This window comes from Dactylosporangium sp. NPDC049525, from assembly GCF_040676755.1.
Classification (GTDB): domain Bacteria; phylum Actinomycetota; class Actinomycetes; order Mycobacteriales; family Micromonosporaceae; genus Dactylosporangium.
Window position 1 is genome coordinate 217,306 of the sequence record NZ_JBFAPO010000010.1, and the last position, 21,623, is coordinate 238,928.

Here is a 21,623-nt window from a genome sequence, read left to right on the forward strand (position 1 = left end):
TTGGCGTAGCGCTATATGGCGGTCAATCGGCTGGCGTAACGCAATGTGGCAAACACATGGTTGGTCACGATACAAACCATCGACGCGTTCGCCGACTCGATGTCCGAGGTGGTGAAGCGACCGGCCCTCGTGATGTCCCGCACGGTTCTTGAGATTCAATGTCAACTGATCGTCTGATCTAGATCAGCCTCTGAGTCATTAGCATCGGCACGATCGCGGCTGTCCGCCGCGTGGAAACGGAGATGCAATGCAGCAAAAGCTTCAGACCCGTGCCTTCGAGCAGGTGGCGCCGATCCTGCAGCCCGGCGAGCAGCCGCTCGTGGCGACGCGGGCCATGGTCGGGAAGTTCTCGGCCGGTCGCCTCGGTACGGTCGTCAGCCAGGCGGTGATCGTGGAAGGCGGAGGATTGCTGGGCGCGGCGCTGGCGTCGACCGGCAAGCAGTTCGTCGTGCTCACCAACCACCGTCTGATCTTCCTGTCGCAGACGTTCCTGGGCGGCCCCGGTAAGAATGTCCTCGGCGAGGTGCCCCGGGAACAGCTCTCCCTGGTCGAGGTCAAGATGGGCATCGTGAGCCTGCTGCGCCTCTCGTTCGGCACTCCGGGCGACGGTGTGGCGCTCAGCTTCCCGCGGGTGGACAAGAAGAACGCCGAGTCGCTCGCGGAAGCGCTGCAGCAGGCTCCGATCGCCTGACCAGCACCTCCGAGTGCGCTGCGCTGCCGCCGACCGCGTGTGCCGATCGGCGGCAGCGTTCGTCCATGCCCGTGAGCAACTGGAGGTCGATCTTCGTGTTGCTCGGGACGCTGAACGTTCGCGGCCGGCAACGCTGCATCCTTGCATCGTGATGTCGTCGTGAACGGCCGGGGCGGGCAGCGGAAATGGCAGGGTCGGGGACTGCTGCTGCTGGCTGTCATGACGCTCATTGCGGGATTGGCGCTGGCTGTCGGGACCCCGATCCTGTTGTCATGGAACCATCACAAGGCCGAACGGTTGCGCGCCACCGGAGTGCCTGTTGACGCCGCGATTACCGGCTGGTCCACGAAACAGCGCAGTGACGCGGCGGCGGACTACGTCGATCTGACGTACACCTACGGCGGCGTACGGTACTCATCCCAAACGCGATGCGGCGGCAGCGCGGGGTGTGCCGAACCACCGGGACCAACGCTGCGAATCTGGGTGGACCCGCAACGCCCGCACGAATTCGTGACCGAGGACGGCAACACCGACGATGCCCTCGTTGCCACCGTCTACCTGCTGCTACCGGCTGGTTTCATGACGCTGTTCGGTGGCCTCGGCGTCTGGGGCGCCACAGGCTTCCGATCAATACAGCGGCGCGGACACCGACGGGCGTGACGACAGGACTATCAGCGGGCCCACCGCGGTGTCACGTGGTTCTGGAGCATCGGACAGCTACGGTCGGGGTCATGCTTGCGCTCGCCGTCACCGGCGACCCGCCGTACGTCGAACTCGCCGAGGTGCCTGATCCGGTGCCTCGTCCGGACCAGGCGCTCGTGCGGGTCCTGGCGTTCAGCCTGAACCGGGGAGAGGTGACTGACCTGCCCCGCCAACCGGTGGGCAGCACCACCGGCTGGGACGTGGCCGGGGTCATCGAACGGCCGGCGGTGGACGGCGGCCCGCCGGCCGGCACCCGGGTGGTCGGCCTGACCCGCGGCGGGTGGGCGCGGCTGGCGGCCGTACCGGTGGACCGGTTGTCGCCGATCCCTGCCGGGCTCACGGACGCGCGGGCCGCCGCATTACCGACCGCCGGCCTGACCGCGCTGCGCTCGCTCGAAATGGGCGGGCTGCTGCTCGGCCGGCGGGTACTGATCACCGGCGCGACCGGCGGAGTCGGGCGGATGGCCGTGCAGCTCGCCCACGCGGCCGGGGCCCGGGTGACCGCGCTCGTCCGCGACGCCAGCGCGACCGGGGACGAGCTGAGCCGGATCGGCGCGGCCGCAACCGTCGAGCAGCTCGACGGCGACTTCGACTTCGTGCTCGACGCCGTCGGCGGCGAGGTGTTCGGTCTGGCCATCGAGCATCTGGCTCCGAATGGCCTGGTGGTGAATGTCGCACACCGAGCGACGACGCGACGGTCACCTTCCGCGCCAGCCGGCTGGACCGGGCCGCCGGCGCGGCCATCCGCACCCTCAACCTGCCCGACGAGTTGGTCCGGCACGCCAGCGGCGCCGCCGACCTGGGCCGGCTCTGCGAGCTGGCGCTCGACGGACGCCTCGATCCCCAGATCGGCCACGAGGCCTCCTGGCGGGAGATCGCGGACGCGATCGACGCGTTGCTGACCCGCCGGGTCGGCGGGAAGGTCGTGCTGCACGTGGACTAACGGCGCCGCTCTTTCGAGGCTGACGAGCTACCGCTCATCGGCCAGGACAGGAAGTCTTGGCCTCGCCGGGCTGGTCACTCGCTGTTACGTGCATGGGCCGGCAGCCGCGCACGACCGGCGCCAGATGAGTGCGGCTGATACTGCGGGATGCTCCGTGGTTGCCGTCGCAGAACGTGATGTCATACCTCGAGGTGATGGAGCCGCTACGGCGGCGGGACCCGCGCCGCGGTGGCCGGTCGTGGTGTGCGAGCGCGATCCGGGTGGCTGACGGCCGTGATCCGCAGCCGTCGACGGCGGTCCTGGACTCGCAGACCGCCCACGGTGCCAAGGCACCCAATACTTGTCAGGCAACGGCGCGGAAGAAGGCGTAGTTGCCGGCGAATCGGCGGCTTCCGTGCCCGGTCGCGGATACTTCGGTCAGCCCGCCCTGGCGCATGATCGCCTGGATCCGTTCCGGGGTGTGTCCGGCCAGCCGCGGGTGCTGGTGCCCCCGCGCGCCCGGGCGCCGTGTCCCGTCCGCGTCGACCACGTGCAGTTCGCCACCGGGGCGCAGCACCCGGCGGATCTCGCGCATCGCCGCCACCTGCGGCTCCTCATCGAGATGGTGGAGCATGTAGGAGGACAGGACCCGGTCAAGGCTGTCGTCCGGCAGCGGCAGTTCGTCGGCGTACGCGAGCGTGAACCGCACCGTCAGACCGCGCCGGGCGGCCTTGCGACGGGCCTTGCGGAGCGCGGCCGGGTCGGGATCGATCCCGGTCAGGTCGGCTCCCGGCACCCGACGGCTGAGCTGCATGAGCAGGTCGCCCGGGCCGCAGCCGACCTCCAGCACCCGGTGGCCGGGCCGGACGCCGGCCCGCTCGAGCAGCTCCCCGTGCACCTGGGAGAGGCCGGCCACCCGGGCGAACGGGTCGTAGAGGAACAGCATCCAGTGTCGGCCCATCGCCGGGATGTACGGCCGTACGGTGTCGGTCATGGCAGCCTCCGTAGTGGTGATCAGACGAACTTCGGTCGTACTCTCAGCGTCGTGCGCGAGCAGAGCGGTGCCATCGCCGGATCCGTGGCGGGGATAGGACATTCTTCGGATGCTCCGGCGCACGCACAGCTGACCCGGATGGACCGCAGGACCACCAGCGGCGTGCCGGTCGCGGTGTTCCGGCGGGTGCCCGGCATCCCGCCGGTGGCGGTGACCCGGCTGCCCGACCGGCCGCTGACGCCGCAGCCGCTGCCCGGCCCGCAGACGCACACCCACGATTTCCTGGTCCTGCTGTATGCACACCGCGCCGGCGGCAGCTTCCTCATCGACGACCGCACGTGGACAGCTGCCGACGGAGATCTGTTCGTGATCGCGCCCAGCCAGGTGCTGTCCTTTCCAGAGCCGGCCGACCAGATCGTCGAGGACGGATGGGTAGTGTTCTTCCCGGCCGATGTGATCCGCAGCGGGGCGTACTCGTGGCGGGCCCACCCGCTGCTGTTCCCGTTCGCCTGCGGCACCGACCGGGCGCAGCGGTTGCGGGTCCCGCCGGAGCAGCGGCCCGGCTGGGTGGAGCGGATCAGCGCTCTCGACGGCGAGCTGCGGACCCGGCGGACCGGATGGTCGGAGGCGTCGCTCGCGCACCTCATGCTGCTGCTGGTCGCGATGGCCCGGCTGGCCGGTGACGTCGCCGGTGAGCTGCGGTCGGCCGACGAACCGCTGCTGGCCGCGGTGTTCGACGTGATCGAGCACCGGTTCACCGAACCGATCTCGCTGGCCGATGTGGCCGCCGAACTGGCGCTGTCCCCGGGGCACTTGACCACCTCGGTGCGTCGCCGGACCGGCCGAACCGTGCAGCAGTGGCTCACCGAGCGGCGGATGCAGGAGGCCCGCCGGTTGCTGACCGAGACCGATCTCACGGTGGCGGCGATCGCCCACCGGGTCGGCTATCCCGACGTCAGCTACTTCATCCGACGGTTCCGGACCGAACACCAAATCACGCCGGCGCTCTGGCGGCGCGGCTGACAGGGTGGCCACAAGGGCCGCCCGCCACCCCGTTCCACCCTGCTGCCGAAGATTCCGCTCGCGTACCCCAAGCACGACGCCCACATCGCGGCAGATGTGCTCACTTGATCAAGTCGGCCATGCCACGCGAAGAGTCGTTCGCCCGAAGCGAAGGGAGCCCTGGGCGGGTCCGCATGCCGGCGGTGATGTGCGCCCATCGGCTAGGGTCAGCACGTGTCGGTTCCCCTGCGCTGGCGGCTGCTCGACAACGAAACCGGCGCCACCGTGACTGACTGTACGGACATTGACGGGCTCTTCGTTGACCGTGTGTTCCCGGTTGAGCCGCTGTACGAGCGCTACACCCTGGTGAGCTGCGCGCCGTCCGGACCGCTGCTCGCCGCGATCAACGGCACGGGGCCCGCCTGGTTCGGCAACTTCGGCATCGAGGGCGCCCACGTCCCCGGCCAGCCGGTGAGCGAAAGCTGCGAGCCTGGGTGCATGGGATGCTACGGCATTCTGGAGGAGCTGCTCGACGTTCGGGTGGTCGGCCACCGGCCCGCCGCGGACGGGCCCGATCTGTTCGACATCGAACTGGAAGGTCATCGCCGCGACGACGACAACAACCTCGGTGGCAGCGTCGCGCCCGCCGTCTTCGGGTATCGGCTGATCGCGTGGTCGTCGGTGAACGGGTCCGTCGAGGAGCCGTCGGCCGGCGAATGCCGTGACATCGCAGGTCTGTTCCACGAGCGGCCGGAAATTTGGCCGCCGGGTCCGCCGTTGACCTTGCTGGGCTGCCGGCCCGGACTCAGCGGATCCATCGACGCCGAACTGGCCCACGTGCGCATCGACGGCACGATCCACAAGGTGGGCTGGGGACAACGCGTGTCCGGAAGAGTCGTCGCCACGCGCCCGTCCACCCTCGACGACGCCCTCGTCGACGTCACCCTGAATGCCCAGATCCCGGAGCCGATGGCGGCCAATGAACGCCAACTCTGGGACATGTGGCGCAGCGGCGGCCCGACCGAGCCCAACCTGTGGGCAGAACTTGATCGGAGCGACCGCTACCTCTGGGTGCGTGCCGCCGCAGTCCACCGCATCTACGCTCCGGACAAGCCCGCAGGCACCGTCTATCACTTGGACGGACGCTACGTCACCGACTATGACGCCTTCTTCTGCGCGATCGGCGAAGCGGTCAACGGCCCCGGCGGCTGGTTCGGCGGTGATCTGTTCTGGCTACACGAAAATGCCGCCACCGGAGACGGCGGCGCAACCCCCGGCTTCCACATGATCTGGCACAACTCTGAGGTGGCGCGCACCCACTTGGTCCCCGGCTTTGACCGAAAGAGTTGGATGCCCGCAGTCACCTTCGACGACCTGGTCCGCTACCTCATCGAGGACGGCGTCCAACTCGAACTCCGCTGAGGAAGCACCACCGTGTATCCGGACGCACCTCAAGACTCCGAGAAAGACGTACGGGACCGTAGGACTGCTGGCGAGTCGCACCGTCCGCCCCGCGGCAGAAGTGCGCACCCGATCATGGTTGGTGAGCTGACCATCGATCGCCCCGCGGAAAACGCGGGAGCGGCCTCTCCTGCGTAGGGCATGATCGCTGAGTGCATTGATCTGCTGGAGTTGACCGGTCGATGGTGGGACTGGCAGGTGGATCTATGGGACGCCATGTCGCCTGGGTCTGCAGCGCGGAGCTGTTTCACCACCCGGCCTTCCGGCCTCCAACACCGGCCGAGCGTGACCTCGCCCGTCAGGTCACCACCGATGACCTGTACCACCTGTTCGCGTGGGACGCCGAGACTGACACGAGGACCGTTCCGATGATGGTCATCGCCCCGGGCCGTCCAGGTTGTCGAACGGATCGTCCACCACTGAGGCGCGAGCGTGAACGGCGACCGTCAAGCATTAGGCGACCGAGCGCCTCGCGGCAGATTCGGTAAACGTCCGCGACCGGGAGTTCAGACCTGGCTGAGATGTACTCTTGGCCGTCTGACCGCGGGGACCAGCGCCATCGGCCGCTAGTAACGCGCCATCTCGAGCAGGAAGCTGTCAGGGTGAGCCCAACGCTCATGGGTAACCACTCGCCGGACCGGACCGCGATGGCGGTATAGCCTGATTCAACCTCGGGCCCGATCACAGACTGCCGATCGGCGCGAGACCGCGCCTGCTTTCACATCCGGCCGCCCGGTCGGCGGGCGCAACGTGACGATCATCGTCGAGCCGCAGTACCCGACCGGCGGTATGAGCGTGTACCGTCGCCGATCGCTATAGCAGGTCGAAGAGAGTCTCGATCCTCGCTGCGAGGATCGGATCGATGTTCCCTTCCACCCGGATGCTCACGACGCTGCCGCCAACGGCGCGGGCCAGGTAGGTCGACAGTGGCGGCGCTCCTTGTAGCGGGTAGCTGAACCAGCTCTCGGTCGACTCATTATCAGTGCACTCGATAGCACCGGTGACTGCAACCTCATCGAGGTCGTCGTACCGGTACCCGATGTAGGTACTGACGAGCTCGAGGAACCGGACGACGTTGCCCTCGAGCACCCGGCCCGCGGCGTCCGCCATGAGCGAACGATATGCGCCGCCCGCCTCCGCGTACCCGCCAGGCAGGCCCCCTCTCCGACGGCTCATCGAATCCGAGCGCGGTCGGCGGCCATGCGAGTGCGGCTGGAAGCAAGCCGACTGAGCTTCGAGGATCAGTTCAATGATCACTGCGCCAAGGGTGTGGATACGATTCTGGAGCAAGATCACGTGGTCCTCGAACTGGTGGACCCGCTCGCGGCTGTCGGCGAGCTGTTGCTGGAGTTCCTGGACGTTGGCTGAGGTGGCCCGCGGCCTGTGAGGGAGGGTCTTGCACTTGGTGACGAGTTCGGCGTGGTACTCGCACAGAGGGCATCCGTAAGAGCACGGCTCGCGGGCACCACAGCAGCGACGGCTCTAATCCTGGCCTCAGGTTCATCGGGGAGGATGACCGGAAAGGCATCGACTGGAGGGGTTGGGCGGGTGCGAATCATGATCGCGGATGACGAGGCGGCCATCCGTGAGTCGCTGGAGCGGGTGCTCCAGGTCGAGGGTTACGTCACCACCACCGTCGTCAACGGTCTCGCCGTGCTCGACGGGGTCGGTGGCGACGCGCCGGATCTGCTGATCCTCGACGTGATGATGCCCCGCCTCGGCGGGTTGGAGACCTGCCGGCGGTTGCGGGCGGCGGGTCGGGATCTGCCGGTGCTCATGCTGACCGCCCGGGATCAGGTCTCCGACCGGGTCGCCGGGCTGGACGCGGGCGCCGACGACTATCTGCCCAAGCCGTTCGCCACCGAGGAGTTGCTGGCTCGAGTTCGGGCCCTGCTGCGCCGCCGGGCGCCGGGCGATGTCGAGTCGCAGCTCCTGACGTTCGCCGACGTCCGCCTCGATCCCGACAGGTTCGAGGCGTGGCGGGGCGGGCGGCCGCTGCGCCTGACCCGGACCGAGTTCTCATTGCTGCAGGTCCTCATGCGCAACGCGACCCGGGTGTTGACCCGCGACGCGCTGTTCGAGGCGATCTGGGGCTTCGACATGAGCACCACCGCCAACAACCTCCAGGTGTACGTGAGCTACCTGCGCCGCAAGATGGAGGCTGAGGGTGAGCCACGACTGATCTACACGCTGCGCGGCTTGGGGTACACGTTGCGGGAGACTCCTCCGTGAGCAGGCCCGCCGACCGGGAACCGCGCAGGCTGATCCGATGGTGGCGCCGACGGTCCCTGCGGACCAGGCTGACGGTGATCGCGGCGACGGCCATCGCGGTCAGCGTGTTCGTCGCCTTCCAGGTGGCCAGCCAGCTCATGGACTGGGAGTTACGGGCCACCGCCGAGGATCAGCTACGCGCCGACTCCCGTGTCCTGGCCACGGACGCGGAGCGCGCCGGTCTGGCGCAGGTCCAGCTACCGCCGTATTCCGGAACCGGTCGGCTCGTGCGGGTCATCCTGCCCGACGGCTCGGTCCGGACGTCGGCCGGCCAACCCGCGCTGCCCCCCGTCAGCGAGCATGCCAGACGCGTGGTGCAGGGCGCGTCGGCCGACCTGATGGAGTCGGACGACATCGACGACGGCGGCTATCTCATCTACACGCTGCGGGCGGGCGGCGGCGCGATCCAGGTGGCCCGCGTCGCCGACGACAGCCCGATCAACCGATTCGGGTTCGGCATGCTGCTGATCGGGCTGCTCTGCGTGGTCGGCGGCGCCCTTGTCGGGCGGACCGTGGCGCGGACCGGGCTCGCACCGATCGACCGGCTGACCGCCGCCGCAGTACGTGTCGCGCGCACCCGGGACCTCGATGCCGACATCCCGGATGAGGGCGGTGGGGAGATCCGCCGGCTGATCCAGTCGATCAACGACATGCTCGCCGCGCTCCGGGACTCCCGGCGGGCCCAGCGGCTGCTCGCCGAGGACGCCGCCCATGAGCTCAAGACCCCGCTCACCAGCCTGCGCCTCAACGTCGAGCTGCTGATCCGCCTCGATCGGCGCGGCACCCTGGACAGCGCACTGCCGGCGGAGAGCCGGACCCGGCTGCTCAACGATGTCGGCGCCCAGGTGGCCGAGTTGAGCACCCTTGCCGCCGAGCTGACCGACCTGGCGCGCGGTGATGTCAGCGACGAGAGCACCGAGCTGCTCGACCTCGCCGATGTGGTGGTGGCCGCCGCGACCCGGGTGCGTTCCCGCGGGCCCGACACCGAGGTCGCGCTCGACGTGACCTCCGTGTGGGTGAGAGGGCGACCGGCTGCGCTCCAGCGGGCGGTGCTCAACCTCATCGACAACGCCGGCAAGTGGTCCCCCGTGGACCAGCCGGTCCAGGTCCGGCTCCGTGCCGAGGGAGCGTCGGCGGTGCTCGAGGTCGACGACGCCGGGCCGGGCATCGACGCCGCCGACGTACCGCGGGTGTTCGACCGGTTCTACCGTGCTGACAGCGCTCGGGCGCTGCCGGGATCCGGTCTGGGGCTGTCGATCGTGCAGCGGGTCGTCGACGCCCACGGCGGCGAGGCCACCGTCGCCCGCTCCGCCCGCGGTGGCGCGCTCCTTCGGGTCAGCCTTCCAGCCGCCGGCCTTGACGAAGATCCGGGACGGGCCTGAGCCCGGCCCGGATCTCGACCGTGCCGCCGCGCTCACCGTTGCAGCGCGGGCTCCTCATCGTCTGCGAGCGGCCGGTGACCGGCCGGCAGATCCACCGGTCGGGACAGCCGGCTCGGCCACCACATCCGCCGGCCGATCAGCAGGGTGAGGGCGGGCACCAGGACCGACCGCACCAGCAGGGCGTCGAGCAGCACGCCGAAGGCGACCAGGAACCCGACCTCGATCAGCATCACCAGCGGAAGTGAGGCGAGGACCGCGAACGTCGCCGCCAGGACCAGGCCTGCCGAGGTGATGACGCCACCAGTGGCGGAGAGGGCTTTGAGCATGCCCGCTCTGGTGCCAAGACGCACGGCCTCCTCCCGGGCCCGGCTGGCCAGGAAGATGTTGTAGTCGACGCCGAGCGCCACCAGGAACAGGAACGCCAGCAGCGGCACCGAGTAGTCGACACCCTTGAACCCGAGGATCGTGTCGAAGACGAACACGCTGCCGCCGAAGGCCGCTGCGAATGAGACGATCACGGTCGCCATCAGGACCAGCGGGGCCACGATTGATCGGAGCAGCAGCCCGAGGACGATCAGGACGACGGTGAGCACCAGCGGGATCACCAGCCTCTCGTCGCGGGTGGTGGTCACCTCGGTGTCGAGGTTCTCCGCGCTCGGCCCGCCGACGATCGCCTCCGCCCCGCTCACCGCGTGCACGGCGGTGCGCACCCGCTTGATCGTGTCGTACTCTGCGACGGTGTCCGGCGCGTCCGTCGGGAACACGGAGATGTCGGCCCAGCCACCCTTGGTTTGACCCGGGATGGCCATCGCCACACCGCGAGTGCCCTTGACGATGTCGAGCACCCGCTCCTGGTACGCCGGCCGCGTGAAGATCGTCATCGGCTGGCCGCCGAGCTCCGGGAAGTGCTGGCGCAGAACGGTGAAGCCGGTGACCGACTCCGGCGCGGACAGGAACTGGTCCTGCTCCCGCAGGGCGCCGGTGTTGCCCGCCAGCCCGACGGCGAGCACGCCGAGGACTCCGAGCGAGCCCAGCGTCGCCACCCACCGGCGGCGGCTGATGGCGGTGCCAAGCCGTCCCCACAGCCCCGGCTTCTCCTCCACCGCCGTGCTGAACCGGGGGATGGCCGGCCAGAAGATCCGCCTGCCGAGCACCACGAGCACCGCCGGGAACAGCGTCAGCATGGCCACCAGCGCGCACAGGATGCCGGCCGCGCCGATCGGGCCCAACCCGCTGGTGCTGTTCAGGTCGGCGACGAGCAGGCAGAGCAGGCCGGCTATCACGGTGGCCGCGGACGCGATGATGGCCGGCGCCGCGCCGCGGAGCGCGTGGACCATCGCGACCCGGACGTTCTCGTGGTGGTGCAGTGTCTCCCGGTACCGGGCGATGAGCAACAGCGCGTAGTCCGTGCCGACGCCGAATACCAGGATCGTCAGCAGCGCCGAGTTCTGGTCGTTGATCACGATGCCGAAGCCCTTGACGAGCAGGTAGACGGTCGCCATCGCGGTCAGTGCGGCCGCGCCCACGGCCATGAGCGGGATGAACCACAACACCGGGCTGCGGTAGGTCAAGATGAGCAACAGCGTGACGACCACGACGGTGGTGAGGAAGACCTGCAGGTCGATGCCGTCGAAGACCGCTTCCATGTCGCCGTCGACCGCGGCGGGGCCGGTCACGTCGAGTTCCAGGCCGGCGGGGCGGTCCTTGGTGGCCTCACGCAACGGGCCGACGATGGTTTCCGGTGCGCCGTAGGCCGTGCTCACGTCGAAGGTGAACATCATCGCCTCGCCGTCGGTGGAGGGCCTCGTCGGTGAGCCCTCGTCATCGCCCTCGCCGGCCGCCGTCGTCACCTTCGGCGGGTACCGCTTGACAAGGGTGTTGTAGTGGCGCTCGATCGTCGCGCGGTCGGCGTCGCTCATGCCGCCGGCACGGTGGTACACGAAGACGAACGTGTTGTCCTCACCGCCCGGGAGACTGTCCTCCAGCACCGCCACCCTGGTGGACTCGGCACCGGCCGGCAGGGTGTCCACGGCTCGGTCGGTGGTGACCGAGCTCAACTTCCCGCTCAGCGGTACCACGACCGCCGCCAGCGCCACCCACAAGCCGATCACCAACCACGGCACCCACCGGCCGGCCAACCGACCGGCCGGCGCTTCCCCGGGCGGCGCTGCATCGACTGCCATCACTAGCCTCCTACGTACGGATTACATCGCTTATCTGATGCCGACTTCCTACCGAGCGAACCTGAGACGACCGTTAATCCGCTGCTCAGGCGGGTGGCCGAACCAGGTGCCGAGCGCACGCATCAGCGCTTCCAAGGTCCTGCCCGGCGGGCAAGGCCTGCCGGGCGTACGGGCACCGGCGTACGGCGCGACGCGCCAGAACCTGGCACAGCGAGCGCATGCCGAGGGGCGCGTCCGATACTGGCGCTCGTGCCGGCCGGCCTGATCGGGCTCGCAATGGCCGATCGTGAGCTGCGTCGGACCGGTACTGCTGCCCCTGTTTCGTTCTTTGGATGACGCGCGCGGTGCCGGGCGTCCGGTGGTCGTGGTTGCGCACGGGCCGAGGCGACATCGTTCTGGACTTCGACGCCGACGGTCGCCGGCTGGGGTTGCGGGCCAGCGGCATGAGCGGGCGCCGGTGCGATCGGCCTGGGCAGGTGGGCTGGACCACTGATGGTCTCTAGGATCGCGTGGGTGGTGCTCAACTTTGCTGCGTCTTGGTGCGCAACAGATCTTGGCGGGTATCGTCCGTGCCGTTACACCTACGAGCGGTATCCACTTGACACCGTTCCATCCGTGTCAGGCGCTCTCGGAGGCTTCCGATGGCTGGGCGATCACGGACAGCGCCATGACAGTAATGTCGTTCGGTTGGCTGACCTGGCTGAGCATCTCGCCGCCGTCGGTGTGGCGCTGCCGGCGGACTTCGTTGCGTTCTACACGTGGAGTGGGTGGGAATACCAGCTGGACACCGTGTCGGTGACTGGGTGCTGGACAAGGCTGGGGCCACGGCCGATATTCAGCCCGGTCGAACCAGGTGCGTTCCTGGTTCGGTTCCTGTCCGACCAGCAGGACTGCGTCTCCTGGTACCTGTACCTGCGGCGCGGGGAGCCCCCTTTCGTCGTGCACGCCTACGGCCTGGACTTCGACCACGACAGTGACGAGGACGAGTTCGGGGTGATCAACATGTGCGCGGACTCGTTCGAGGAGTTCGCGTACCGGTTCTGGATCGAAAACCGAATCTGGCAACACCTGCACGATCCGGACGCGGGCACCCTACCGCCGCAGTTTGCCGAGTACCTCGCGCACTACCCAACTCCTGCCGACGGATCTGCCAATTGAGCGACGTGTCCGCACATCGACAGGACAGGAAGCCCCAGCATCGCTGGGGTCTGTCACTCGCCGTGACGACCCCACATCTGCCGCCGCGCAACACCCGCGGCAGATGTGCGCGGGGTTCCTCCTCAATCAGCGGTGGTCAGTGTGGGTCTGCCGGGTGTGTGTTCGTTCGTGGTGCGGGAGCCTTGCGGCGTTGCCGCTGGCCCACGACGAGTGCCTGTTGAGCGTGTGTGGCAAGGTCGGCTTCGATGATGGACGGATCGAATCTGGCTGCGTCGTGGTGTTCCAGGAATGCGACCAACGCGGTGGTGCGTGGTGAGGCTCGGGGTTGCTTGTTCCACGGTGTCGGGATGCGGCAGCTGGCTTGCCACCCCAGATGCCAGGCTGTCCGGATTCGCTCGTTGGTCCAGTACTGGCGCTCGACGGTCACGCCGGTGCCGAGGCCGAGCGCATCGATCGTCGCGCGGTAGCGGTACTCCAGCAGGCTGTTCCGGTCGCGCAGTTGTGCTTCGATGCGTGCCGTCGTCGTGGTACGGCCGGCCGCCGCGGACCAGGCGGCCAGGTCGGTGGCGAGATGGGCAGGGTCTGCGGGTGGCTGCTTGGGGCCTGCAGCTCGCAACGTGTTGAAGACTTCATGGTCGAAGAAGCAGTCGTCCTCGGCTTCGTCGAAGAGATGCGCGGTCCACGACGGTCCCTCGGGGATGGCGGCGGCGATCTGCGCGCAGGCGGTGTCGGAGATCCAGGCGGCCAGGACCGGTGCGCCGGTCACGGCGGCTATCGGGGCCGGTCCGGCCCCGACGGTTGCCCACTGATGGGGAAAGACGGTGATCTCGGCCATCTGCCAACCGTCGTCGTAGCGGATGAGATTGAAGCAGGACGTGCCGAACGCGCTTCGCACCTGCGGCAGCAACGGCAACGGGGTCATGGACCTGGCGACAACGATCGAGTGGTGAGTGCTCACGACCGGAAGAATAGACACGGCAACCTTCGCCAGGGTCCATGCCGCCAACGGCGAGGCGCGCCGACGCACCCCTCGCCGAACATCACCTTTGAAGGATCAGGTGGGCGCTCATCAGCACCGACAGCATCGACCGATGACCTCGCGCCCCGGCGGCGCACGAAGTGCAAGCAACGGCGAGCCGCACACTGTCGGCGGCAGATCCGTGCACGTGATGTATTCACCGTCGGAGACGGGAAGGCGCTCAGTAGGAGTTGCTGGTGGGAGTAGAGGTAGCGCACCGGCCGGAAGGTGCCGTCGAGCACGATCGGGTTCATCACACCAACATGCCTGGTAGCAGCTGATCATCCACCTGCGTCGGTAGGAGCTGGCGCGTCCGACCACCGGCTGAACACGTCACGGCCGCGCGGCGAGCCGGCGCTGGGCGCGGTCGTCGCGTCTGGTGCGTGCTGCGCCTCGGCCGTGTCCAGGATCAGGCGGAGCGCGACCAGGCCCAGCCAGCCGAGGCCGACGGCGAGGCTGATGCGGTTCCACAGGCCGTGGTTGTGGCCGGTCTGCGTCTGGAAGTCGTACTGGGTGGCGGCCGTCATGAACGTCGTCGGCGTGGCGACCGCGGTGATGAAGCAGTACCACATCCAGGCGTGTCGCCTGGGTTCCGCGGCGAAACGCCGGCCGAGCACGCAGGCCAGCGCGGCCAGTGCGAGGTAGAGGGCGAACGGCATGAAGCCGTGAATCATGCCGTGCAGCGTGGGCTTGTCGGGAACCGGGCCGTCCGGATGATAGCCGGGCGTGGGGTCCATGGTGAAGACGCCGGCCGTGATCAGTGAGAGGCCACAGGCGGCCGCCAGGATCGGCGCCGACCGGGAACCCCGGCCGGTGGGCAGCGCCGACCGCAGGCCGACGGCGAAGGCGACCAGCAGTAGCCCGGTCACGATGAAGTTCGCGATCTGGATCCAGCCCCACCGTCCGAGGCTGAGTTCGCTGATGAAGTGGTCCACGGACCGGTAGCCGGGGCGCAGGGCGCCCTCGACGAGGATCACCGCGACGAACAGCGGCGCGGCCAGGCCGCAGCCCAGCAAGGCACGGGTCGGGATCGGGCGGAACCGGGTCATCGCACATGCTCCTTAGCAACGCTAAATGGCCTCGCCCAGAACTGTCCCTTAGCACTGCTAAGGTGTCAAGAGGTTCTCCGGACGGAGGGGTGCGTGGACCGGGAAGCGATAGTCAGCGCGGCGCTGCACCTGCTCAACGAGACCGGGCTCGACGGGCTGACCGTGCGCCGCCTGGCCGAGCGTCTGGACGTGAAGAACCCGGCGCTGTACTGGCACTTCCCCAGCAAGCGAGCGCTGCTCGACGAGATGGCCCAGATGCTCCAGGCGCGGCAGGACTTCGGGCCGCCGCGTGAGGGCGAGTCCTGGCAGCAATGGCTGACCCGGCGGGGACGGGACCGCCGCCAGATCCTGCTGTCCCACCGGGACGCCGCCCGGCTCGTGGCCGGCACCCGTGCGGGGCCGGCGCTCATCGAGAAGTTCGAAGCCGAGTTGAACGCGCTCGTGGCGGCCGGATTCACGCCGGGGCAGGCACTGCACGCCATCGGCACCATCACGCGCTACGTCAACGGCTTCGTGCTGGACGAGCAGGCCATGGCCGAGCATGCCGCCGAGGCGCCACAGCCACCGGCCGGTGCCTTCCGGGCCACCCCGACCCTCGCGGCGGCCATCCAGGAGGCCGGTGACAACGACGCGGCATTCGAGGAGGGCCTGCGGGTCCTGGTCGCCGGCATCGCGGCCCGCCGGAGGGCCAAAGCGTGAACGTAGTGCCGGAGCCTCGCGGCTCGGGCAAGGCGACGGCCGGCATGATCACCTGCACTGTTCTCGGCAAAGTCGTGCGCCGGTGGTTACGTTCCCGATGCCATGTATGCGGCGAGAATGTAGTTCGGGTGCCGGTCGAGGGTTGTTGCGGGCTCGGTCGTACCGCATCGTCGTTCGCGGGTCGGCGTGGCGGGCAGCGATCTGGACGTCGCGAAGGCTGACGCCGGCGTCGAGCATGGTTGTCACGAAGGTATGGCGCAGCATGTGCGGGTGCATCCTCGGCATCCGCACGCCGGCGGTGACGGCCAGGTGCTTGAGTCGGCGGGTCGCGGCGTGGCGGTCCATCCTGGTGCCGAGAGTGCTGCGCAGGATAGGTCCGTCGGTGCGGCCGTCAACGGCGCGTTCGATCGCCCGCGCGACGGCCGGTGGCAGCGGAATGAGGACGACCTTGCCGCCTTTGCCGCGAACGCGTAGGACGCGGTGACCGTGTTCTTCGCCGAGGTCGCTGATGCTGGCCGCGCAGGTTTCGAAGATCCGTAGTCCGAGCAGACCGAGGAACGCGATCAAGGCGAAGTCGTTCGGGTTGGCCGACAACCGCGCCTCCGTAATCAGGGCTTCGAACTGCAGATGACCCAGGCCGAGGTTGGTGACTCGGCGGGCACGGTGGGCCGGCGGACGTAGTCGGCGGGAGAGTGAGGCAGGATGCCGTCGACAACGCAGACCCGGTAGAAGCCGACCACAACCGACAGCCGCCGGGACACGGTGGAAGGCTGGTACTGGCGCACATCCTGTAGCCAGCGCAGGTACCGCTCGATGTCGACCCGGACCGCTGCGAGCGGCTCGAGGCCTTGTTCGGTACACCAGTTAAGGAAAACCCGCAGGTCCGACTCATTGAGCCTTTCCGCGTAACGGGTTCTGGCGTTGGGTGATCAGGTGGTGCGGCCGTGTTCGACGTGGAGGAGGACGAGGGCGGCTGCGGTGATCTTGCCAATCTTCCAGGGGCAGAGGCTAACGTTGCGTAGTGCTTTGAAGGTCGTCATCAGCAGGGAGTTGCCGCGTTCGCCGATGGCCCGGATGCCGTTGTGGGCCTTGTTGTAGGTCTGCTGGATGTCGGTGAGGTCGCCGCCTTTGGGCTTCTTGAACGCCACGGTGATGGTGCCGGCTTCGCCCTCGTAGCCCAGATCGCCCAGGACCCGGAGGTGCTCTTCGGTCCACCTGGTCAGTAGGGGCAGGAGCTCGGTGTGTTTCGCGCAGGGCGGTGGTGTCGTGTTCGCGGCCGGGGCGGACCGGTGAGGTCCATAGCGGCCAGCCGTCCGGGGCTGTGATGACCTGGATGTTCCCGCCGTGGTTGGCGTGCTTGCCCGACCACCATAAGTCGACGCCGGGGGTGGGTCCGGGGGTCCGGCACCGGTCGGTCTCGATCAACGTTCCGTCGATGGTGACGTGGTGGTAGCCGGCCATCTTCGCCGCGAGGAGTGCCGCTTCCAGGTTCGGGGCCTGGGCGGCGATCAGGGTGACACCTTCGTGCAGATAGGCGTAGGCGGTGGATCGGCCGATCGTGTTGTCGCCGGCCAGCTGAGCGATGCGGGTGCCGTCCAGGAACCAGCGGATGATCAGGGTCGCCTGTTTGCCGCAGCTCAGCGCGCGGGTCCCGGTGCGGGTGCCACGGCGTTGGCGTTCGGTGTGCAGCAGGCTGGAGACGAACAGCACGGTCTCCTCGCGCACGGTCAACGTGGCGGTATATGTACCACTCATGGTTGGCGCGGAACCCCTATGAAGTTGGACTGTGAGAGGACCACCTTAAAATCGGGATTCTGCGTCTTTTCCTTACACCACAACAGATCCAGCGTGTCGCAGCCGCCGCAGTCGATGCCTACCTACCGTCCGCAGGCCGGCACGCGGAAAACTCGATATCCATGACCTGCCTGGCCGGCCGCAGCAGCGGCTGACCACGCGGCGGCAGGCTGTTGGACCGACGACGGCGCTCGGGCGCTACACCTGCTCGGCGAACTTGAAGATGTAGATGGCCGACCCGACGAACCCGGCCAAGGCAACACAAGCGATGGCCACGTTGATGAGGCGCAGACGCCGACGTACCACCTCAGTCGAGGCGATCTGCGGCACCGATTCGATCAGCTCGGTCACCGCGTCCGCCTTGACGCGCAACTGCCGCAGTACGCGGTCCCGCCGCCCAGCCGATACGAACATCGCCGCTCGCACCATGACGTATTCCCCGTCGACCAGTCGCAGATGCACGCCGAGGTACTCGAGCACCTCCACTCTGGCGAGCAGGCGCCGGGGCACGGTGACACGGGTGAACGTGTTGTCCACCACCAAGCGGTCCGGGTGGATGGTGAGCTTCCCGGCGGGACCGCCGAGGTAGCCGAAGCAGGTGACCGCCAGGAAGATGGCCGCGATGCTGAACCACAGGTCGGCAGGCATGGGCCAGTTCGCCCACGAGCCGAGGGCAAACCCGGTCCACAGCAGTCCACCAACGAGGAATACCCCCAGGTCGAGCCGACGCATCACCTTATGGCGGTTCCCCACGAGCAGCCTCACCTTTCCAGTCGGACCTCAGCTGCAAGATCAACAGCCTGCCACGTCATTGTCCGCATTCACGGAGTCGGTGTACTGCGCCAGGCCGCAGCTAGCGAAGAGACCGATCCAGTCTTCATCGCCCCGGACGGCTGGCCGATCTGGACCTCCGACGTGCGACCCGGCAGGGAACACGACACCACCGCCGTGCGCGCACACACCGAGATCCTGCCCGCCCTCACCATCGCCGCCGCCGGTCTGCGCACCCTCGGCGACCTCGGCTATGAAGGCGAAGCCGACGCGATCACCGTCGCGTTCAAGCAGCTCAACCGAGCCCACAACGCCGTCCCCGCCATCGCCGAACGTGGCACCGTCCTGCTCAAAGGCACATTCAAAGCCCTCCGCAACATCAGCCTATGCCCCTGGCGGATCGGCCGGATCGTCGCCGTCGCCCGCGTCCTGCTGCACTTCGACCACGCCATACGACATGACCATCAGTGATCAAGGCATTGCGCGGAATGACTCACTCAAGTCATCATTCAGGTGATCTTGTCGAGATTGGCGAACAGATATGCCCGACCTCTCAAGACGACAAGTTCGTCAACAGTCGAACGAACCACCGAGATCTCTCGTCCATAGATCTTGACAATTGCTCCGCAACGCATCCCGATCACCTATGAGGCGGACTATCGTACCGACACCATCGGGCTCTACGCGGGCGGCGAGCTCTACGCGGCGGTACACGGTGTCAGCCGTAACGCCGACGACCCGGCGGAGAGTTTCGGCTGGTACGCCTATGTGCACCGCTTCGACCACGACGGCCGGCCCGAGGCATCCACGATTCGCTGGATCGCCGTGAGTCGCTACCTCCGCGACCCGGACGCCGACCGAAAGCTCGCCGCGCTCTTGGACGAACTTGTTGCGCTGCGGGTCGGCGATATCGCCATCCAGCCGTTCCGCTTCGTCTACGACGGCGTCCCGTTCGGCCTGATCGACGAATCCGACCCCGATCGCGGCGACTGGGCCGAGCTCCACCCCGACCGGCTCGGCTTCAACCCGCCATGGGACGGCACCTACAGCACCTGAACAGCACGGCCCACCACCAAACCGGCTCCCGGCATCCGCTCGTCGGCACGAGCGATGAGCCGACCTTGCGGGCGGAGCGCTGCGCCTGCAACCACGAAGCGTGACGATCTTCGAGTGGACAGGCGTGCGAAACCTGCGGCATGAGCGGATTCATTCGGCAGGTGGCTTCGCGGAGCTCATCTCATCGGCTAGCCGCCGCAGCCGTCGCACCTCATCGATCAGCTCGCGATCGGACGGCACGGTGAGGATCGTAAGGCCCTCTGGCCCGGGTTCCCTGTGCGCCAGGCGAAGTGCCGCCGTCAGCCAGGCGCGGAGATCGGCGAGCTCGCGGGCTGGGTCCGTCACGCCTGGATCATGTCACGACCAAACGAACTGGTGTCGTCTCCACGCACTGACGGCGGCCCGTCCGCGCAGCTGATCAAGCGGCTTGCCATGCGCAGCTTGTGGTCCGGTGTCGATGTGACGTTCCAGGGCAAGTGGGAGGAGCGCAACTGGCGCAACGTGCCCGGCCCGTTCGCTGTAGGGCCGGGTGCGGCTCGAGGGCCATCCGCCAGGGTGCAGGTTCAGCCGGTGCCGTATTGCACCGGATAGTGGATGACGACCGCACCACCGGTGGCGTAGTTGGCGACATCGGCGGCCACCTGCCGGCCCTGCGGAGACGCCCTCGCCGCGGTCATTGCCGCAGCGTCAGCGAACTCGGCTTCGAAGACCGCGAAGTACGGCGTCTGACCCTGCGTCGCTGCCACGTCGAAGCTGTAGCGCCACGCGAGCAGGCCGGGCAGGCGCGTGACCAGCGGGAGGTGGTTGGTCACGTAGTAGTCGCGGAAGTGGTCGAGATCGGCGGGTTTGGGATACAGGACAACCAGCTTGTGCATGACAACCTCCGTTTACACGATCCAATGCCCAGAGTCGACGTTCGTGGCTCAGGGGTCCTGCGTCGGCGAACGTCGCGCGGTGCGGATGGCGGCCACGGATCCAAGGCCCGCACCGACGACGATCAGATCGAATCGTTCGGTTCCTTTGGTCTAATCGTTCGGTTCCTTTGGTTTATGGGTGCGTCCCGTCCAGCCAGTCGGTGATGAGGGGGATGGCGTCGCTGAGGGTGTCGGCGCGGTGGTGTGCGCCGGCGAGTTCGTCGTCAGGGTGGGTGGTGCGTACTGCGATCACCGTCATGCCTGCAGTTCGAGCTGCTTCTACGCCGGCGGGGGCGTCCTCGATCACTAGGCAGTCGGGCGCCGGCACGTTGAGGAGCTGTGCCGCGCGTAGGTAGCCCTCCGGATCGGGTTTGCCGCGTTGGACCTGGCTGCTGTCGACCAGGACCGGAGGATCGGGTAGCCCGCCTGCGCGCAGGCGGTGCAGGACCGTGGGCGTTCGGCCTGAGGTGACGACGCCCCACCGCCGGTCCTTCAGCAGGCGCAACACCGCGGCGGCGTCGGGGTACACGGGAAAGTTGTCGCCTTCGTGGGCCATGAATTCCCTGATCAGCTGGTATTCGGCGGCGGCGTCGAGGTGCGGTGCTACTACCTGAATGGTGTCGACGGGCCGACGGCCGTGGGTGTGTGACCAGACCATGTCCGGATCGAGGTTGCGGTGGTCTGCCCATCGGCTCCAGATCCGGCGGTACGCGGGGTACGAATCGACGAGCACGCCGTCGACGTCGAACAACACTGCCTTGTCGGTTGCGCCCGCGCCGATGTCGTGGAGGTGATGGAGCCCTTCGTGCGCGGCCTGCCGAACCATCCACAGGACGGTGCGGCGTTCTCGAGGGAGCCGGACGGCTGAGCGGCTCCACTGCGGTCCGCTGATCTCGCTCGTGAGGGCGGCGAACCGCTCAATGTTACGTTCGAGATCCAGCAGAACGGCGGCCAGCGGTTGCTGGTTGTAGGCGCGCTGCTCGGCACGCTCGTCGTTGCGCATCGGTTCGAGCGTGGGCTCGTGCTCGGTCAGCGTGCGGCGAACTCGGGTGTCGTAGACGTCGTAGACGTCGCGGACATGGCAGGCGTACTCCAGCGCCGACCACACCCCGGACGTGGGCCGTCGGCGCAGGACGTCAACGGGCAGGTGCTGCAGCCGGCGCCGGTACCGCGTGGGATAGCTGCGGATCAGCCCGAGGGCCGCAGACGTGGTCAGGTCGCCGTATCGCAGACCACACGATTCGCAGTGGTGGTCCTCTTCCGGCAGGGGTGGAAGGGTCATCACACCGCCAGGTCCTCGTACCGACGTTGGTTCTTGCCGACCGCGTCGACATCACCTTCGCCGGGCCGGTGTAGTGCCGCCGCCGCGCCGGCGGCCTCCCAGCCCCGGCCTCGGACCGCAGTGCGTAAACGCCTCACGAAGCCACCCCCGGCGCTTCGGAAATCGAATCAACTCACCGGACGCTACTGTATCGAAGATCGAAGCATCAAGAGGGGTGGCACAGGCGATGACGGTACCCAGGCCAGGCCAGCCCGTACGCGGATCGAGTACCGGA

At 68.0% G+C, this 21,623-nt stretch carries 22 protein-coding genes and 2 pseudogenes; 12 read left to right on the plus strand and 12 right to left on the minus strand.

The features are described 5' to 3' along the window. Positions 1-247: 247 nt before the first annotated feature. The 3 genes from AB0K00_RS18050 to AB0K00_RS18060 all read left to right on the plus strand — a co-directional run bounded on the left by AB0K00_RS18050 (position 248) and on the right by AB0K00_RS18060 (position 2,295). Entirely contained in the window at positions 248-691 is a 444-nt protein-coding gene (locus AB0K00_RS18050; RefSeq protein WP_363522091.1) for a hypothetical protein, read from the plus strand. A gap of 141 nt (positions 692-832) precedes the next feature. Beyond that, the gene (locus tag AB0K00_RS18055) at positions 833-1,351 is read left to right on the plus strand and encodes a DUF3592 domain-containing protein (RefSeq protein WP_363522093.1); all 519 of its coding nucleotides are present in this window, start codon (positions 833-835) and stop codon (positions 1,349-1,351) included. A gap of 71 nt (positions 1,352-1,422) precedes the next feature. Next, on the plus strand, positions 1,423-2,295 hold the full coding sequence (locus tag AB0K00_RS18060; RefSeq protein ID WP_363522095.1) for a zinc-binding dehydrogenase: 873 nt from the start codon (positions 1,423-1,425) through the stop codon (positions 2,293-2,295). Between the two features lie 384 nt (positions 2,296-2,679). On the opposite strand, the gene AB0K00_RS18065 is transcribed toward AB0K00_RS18060, so the two are convergent. After that, on the minus strand, positions 2,680-3,309 hold the full coding sequence (locus tag AB0K00_RS18065) for a methyltransferase domain-containing protein (RefSeq protein ID WP_363522097.1): 630 nt from the start codon (positions 3,307-3,309) through the stop codon (positions 2,680-2,682). A gap of 162 nt (positions 3,310-3,471) precedes the next feature. On the opposite strand from AB0K00_RS18065, the gene AB0K00_RS18070 reads away from it, so the two are divergent. Further along, positions 3,472-4,332 (plus strand): AraC family transcriptional regulator, encoded by an 861-nt coding sequence (locus AB0K00_RS18070; RefSeq protein WP_363522152.1) that lies wholly within the window; start codon positions 3,472-3,474, stop codon positions 4,330-4,332. Between the two features lie 213 nt (positions 4,333-4,545). Next, positions 4,546-5,733 (plus strand): hypothetical protein, encoded by a 1,188-nt coding sequence (locus tag AB0K00_RS18075; RefSeq protein WP_363522099.1) that lies wholly within the window; start codon positions 4,546-4,548, stop codon positions 5,731-5,733. Between the two features lie 852 nt (positions 5,734-6,585). Here the strand turns inward: AB0K00_RS18075 and AB0K00_RS18080 are convergent. Beyond that, on the minus strand, positions 6,586-6,882 hold the full coding sequence (locus tag AB0K00_RS18080; protein ID WP_363522101.1) for a hypothetical protein: 297 nt from the start codon (positions 6,880-6,882) through the stop codon (positions 6,586-6,588). A 90-nt stretch (positions 6,883-6,972) separates the two neighbouring features. On the opposite strand from AB0K00_RS18080, the gene AB0K00_RS18085 reads away from it, so the two are divergent. The 3 genes from AB0K00_RS18085 (at position 6,973) to AB0K00_RS18095 (ending at position 9,425) form a co-directional block, all read left to right on the plus strand. Next, on the plus strand, positions 6,973-7,140 hold the full coding sequence (locus tag AB0K00_RS18085) for a hypothetical protein (protein ID WP_363522103.1): 168 nt from the start codon (positions 6,973-6,975) through the stop codon (positions 7,138-7,140). A gap of 189 nt (positions 7,141-7,329) precedes the next feature. Continuing rightward, entirely contained in the window at positions 7,330-8,004 is a 675-nt protein-coding gene (locus AB0K00_RS18090) for a response regulator transcription factor (protein WP_363522105.1), read from the plus strand. Then, positions 8,001-9,425 carry a HAMP domain-containing sensor histidine kinase gene (locus tag AB0K00_RS18095; RefSeq protein WP_363522107.1) on the plus strand — a complete coding sequence of 475 codons (1,425 nt, stop codon included), beginning with the start codon at positions 8,001-8,003 and terminating at the stop codon, positions 9,423-9,425. The genes AB0K00_RS18090 and AB0K00_RS18095 overlap by 4 nt, the downstream gene beginning before the upstream one ends. Positions 9,426-9,457: 32 nt before the next feature. On the opposite strand, the gene AB0K00_RS18100 is transcribed toward AB0K00_RS18095, so the two are convergent. Further along, a complete protein-coding gene (locus AB0K00_RS18100; RefSeq protein WP_363522154.1) occupies positions 9,458-11,536 on the minus strand; it encodes an MMPL family transporter in 2,079 nt (692 codons plus the stop codon). Positions 11,537-12,295: 759 nt separating this feature from the next. Between AB0K00_RS18100 and AB0K00_RS18105 the strand changes: the two genes are divergently transcribed. After that, positions 12,296-12,766 (plus strand): hypothetical protein, encoded by a 471-nt coding sequence (locus AB0K00_RS18105; RefSeq protein ID WP_363522108.1) that lies wholly within the window; start codon positions 12,296-12,298, stop codon positions 12,764-12,766. Between the two features lie 136 nt (positions 12,767-12,902). Here the strand turns inward: AB0K00_RS18105 and AB0K00_RS18110 are convergent, their stop codons facing one another. Next, positions 12,903-13,724 (minus strand): hypothetical protein, encoded by an 822-nt coding sequence (locus AB0K00_RS18110; protein ID WP_363522110.1) that lies wholly within the window; start codon positions 13,722-13,724, stop codon positions 12,903-12,905. Positions 13,725-14,065: 341 nt separating this feature from the next. After that, positions 14,066-14,833, minus strand: coding sequence for a DUF998 domain-containing protein (locus tag AB0K00_RS18115; protein WP_363522112.1), 768 nt, complete (start codon positions 14,831-14,833; stop codon positions 14,066-14,068). Positions 14,834-14,926: 93 nt separating this feature from the next. Between AB0K00_RS18115 and AB0K00_RS18120 the strand changes: the two genes are divergently transcribed. Further along, positions 14,927-15,532, plus strand: coding sequence for a TetR/AcrR family transcriptional regulator C-terminal domain-containing protein (locus tag AB0K00_RS18120; protein ID WP_363522113.1), 606 nt, complete (start codon positions 14,927-14,929; stop codon positions 15,530-15,532). A 48-nt stretch (positions 15,533-15,580) separates the two neighbouring features. Here the strand turns inward: AB0K00_RS18120 and AB0K00_RS18125 are convergent, their stop codons facing one another. From AB0K00_RS18125 to AB0K00_RS18140, 4 genes and pseudogenes are all read right to left on the minus strand, one after another. Then, on the minus strand, positions 15,581-16,252 hold the full coding sequence (locus AB0K00_RS18125) for a tyrosine-type recombinase/integrase (protein WP_363522156.1): 672 nt from the start codon (positions 16,250-16,252) through the stop codon (positions 15,581-15,583). After that, the gene (locus tag AB0K00_RS18130; RefSeq protein WP_363522157.1) at positions 16,141-16,413 is read right to left on the minus strand and encodes a hypothetical protein; all 273 of its coding nucleotides are present in this window, start codon (positions 16,411-16,413) and stop codon (positions 16,141-16,143) included. The genes AB0K00_RS18125 and AB0K00_RS18130 overlap by 112 nt, the downstream gene beginning before the upstream one ends. Positions 16,414-16,461: 48 nt before the next feature. Further along, a pseudogene (locus AB0K00_RS18135) lies at positions 16,462-17,287 on the minus strand (transposase family protein). 237 nt (positions 17,288-17,524) lie between these two features. Next, entirely contained in the window at positions 17,525-18,058 is a 534-nt protein-coding gene (locus tag AB0K00_RS18140) for a hypothetical protein (RefSeq protein WP_363522115.1), read from the minus strand. A 150-nt stretch (positions 18,059-18,208) separates the two neighbouring features. On the opposite strand from AB0K00_RS18140, the pseudogene AB0K00_RS18145 reads away from it, so the two are divergent. Beyond that, a pseudogene (locus tag AB0K00_RS18145) lies at positions 18,209-18,568 on the plus strand (transposase family protein); the annotation flags it as partial. Positions 18,569-18,709: 141 nt separating this feature from the next. Beyond that, positions 18,710-19,153, plus strand: coding sequence for a hypothetical protein (locus AB0K00_RS18150; protein ID WP_363522116.1), 444 nt, complete (start codon positions 18,710-18,712; stop codon positions 19,151-19,153). A 150-nt stretch (positions 19,154-19,303) separates the two neighbouring features. Here the strand turns inward: AB0K00_RS18150 and AB0K00_RS18155 are convergent, their stop codons facing one another. The 3 genes from AB0K00_RS18155 to AB0K00_RS18165 form a co-directional block, all read right to left on the minus strand. After that, positions 19,304-19,498 carry a hypothetical protein gene (locus tag AB0K00_RS18155; protein ID WP_363522118.1) on the minus strand — a complete coding sequence of 65 codons (195 nt, stop codon included), beginning with the start codon at positions 19,496-19,498 and terminating at the stop codon, positions 19,304-19,306. A 218-nt stretch (positions 19,499-19,716) separates the two neighbouring features. Continuing rightward, on the minus strand, positions 19,717-20,028 hold the full coding sequence (locus AB0K00_RS18160; RefSeq protein WP_363522120.1) for an EthD family reductase: 312 nt from the start codon (positions 20,026-20,028) through the stop codon (positions 19,717-19,719). 172 nt (positions 20,029-20,200) lie between these two features. Further along, positions 20,201-21,349 carry an HAD-IA family hydrolase gene (locus AB0K00_RS18165; protein WP_363522122.1) on the minus strand — a complete coding sequence of 383 codons (1,149 nt, stop codon included), beginning with the start codon at positions 21,347-21,349 and terminating at the stop codon, positions 20,201-20,203. Between the last annotated feature and the right edge of the window lie 274 nt (positions 21,350-21,623).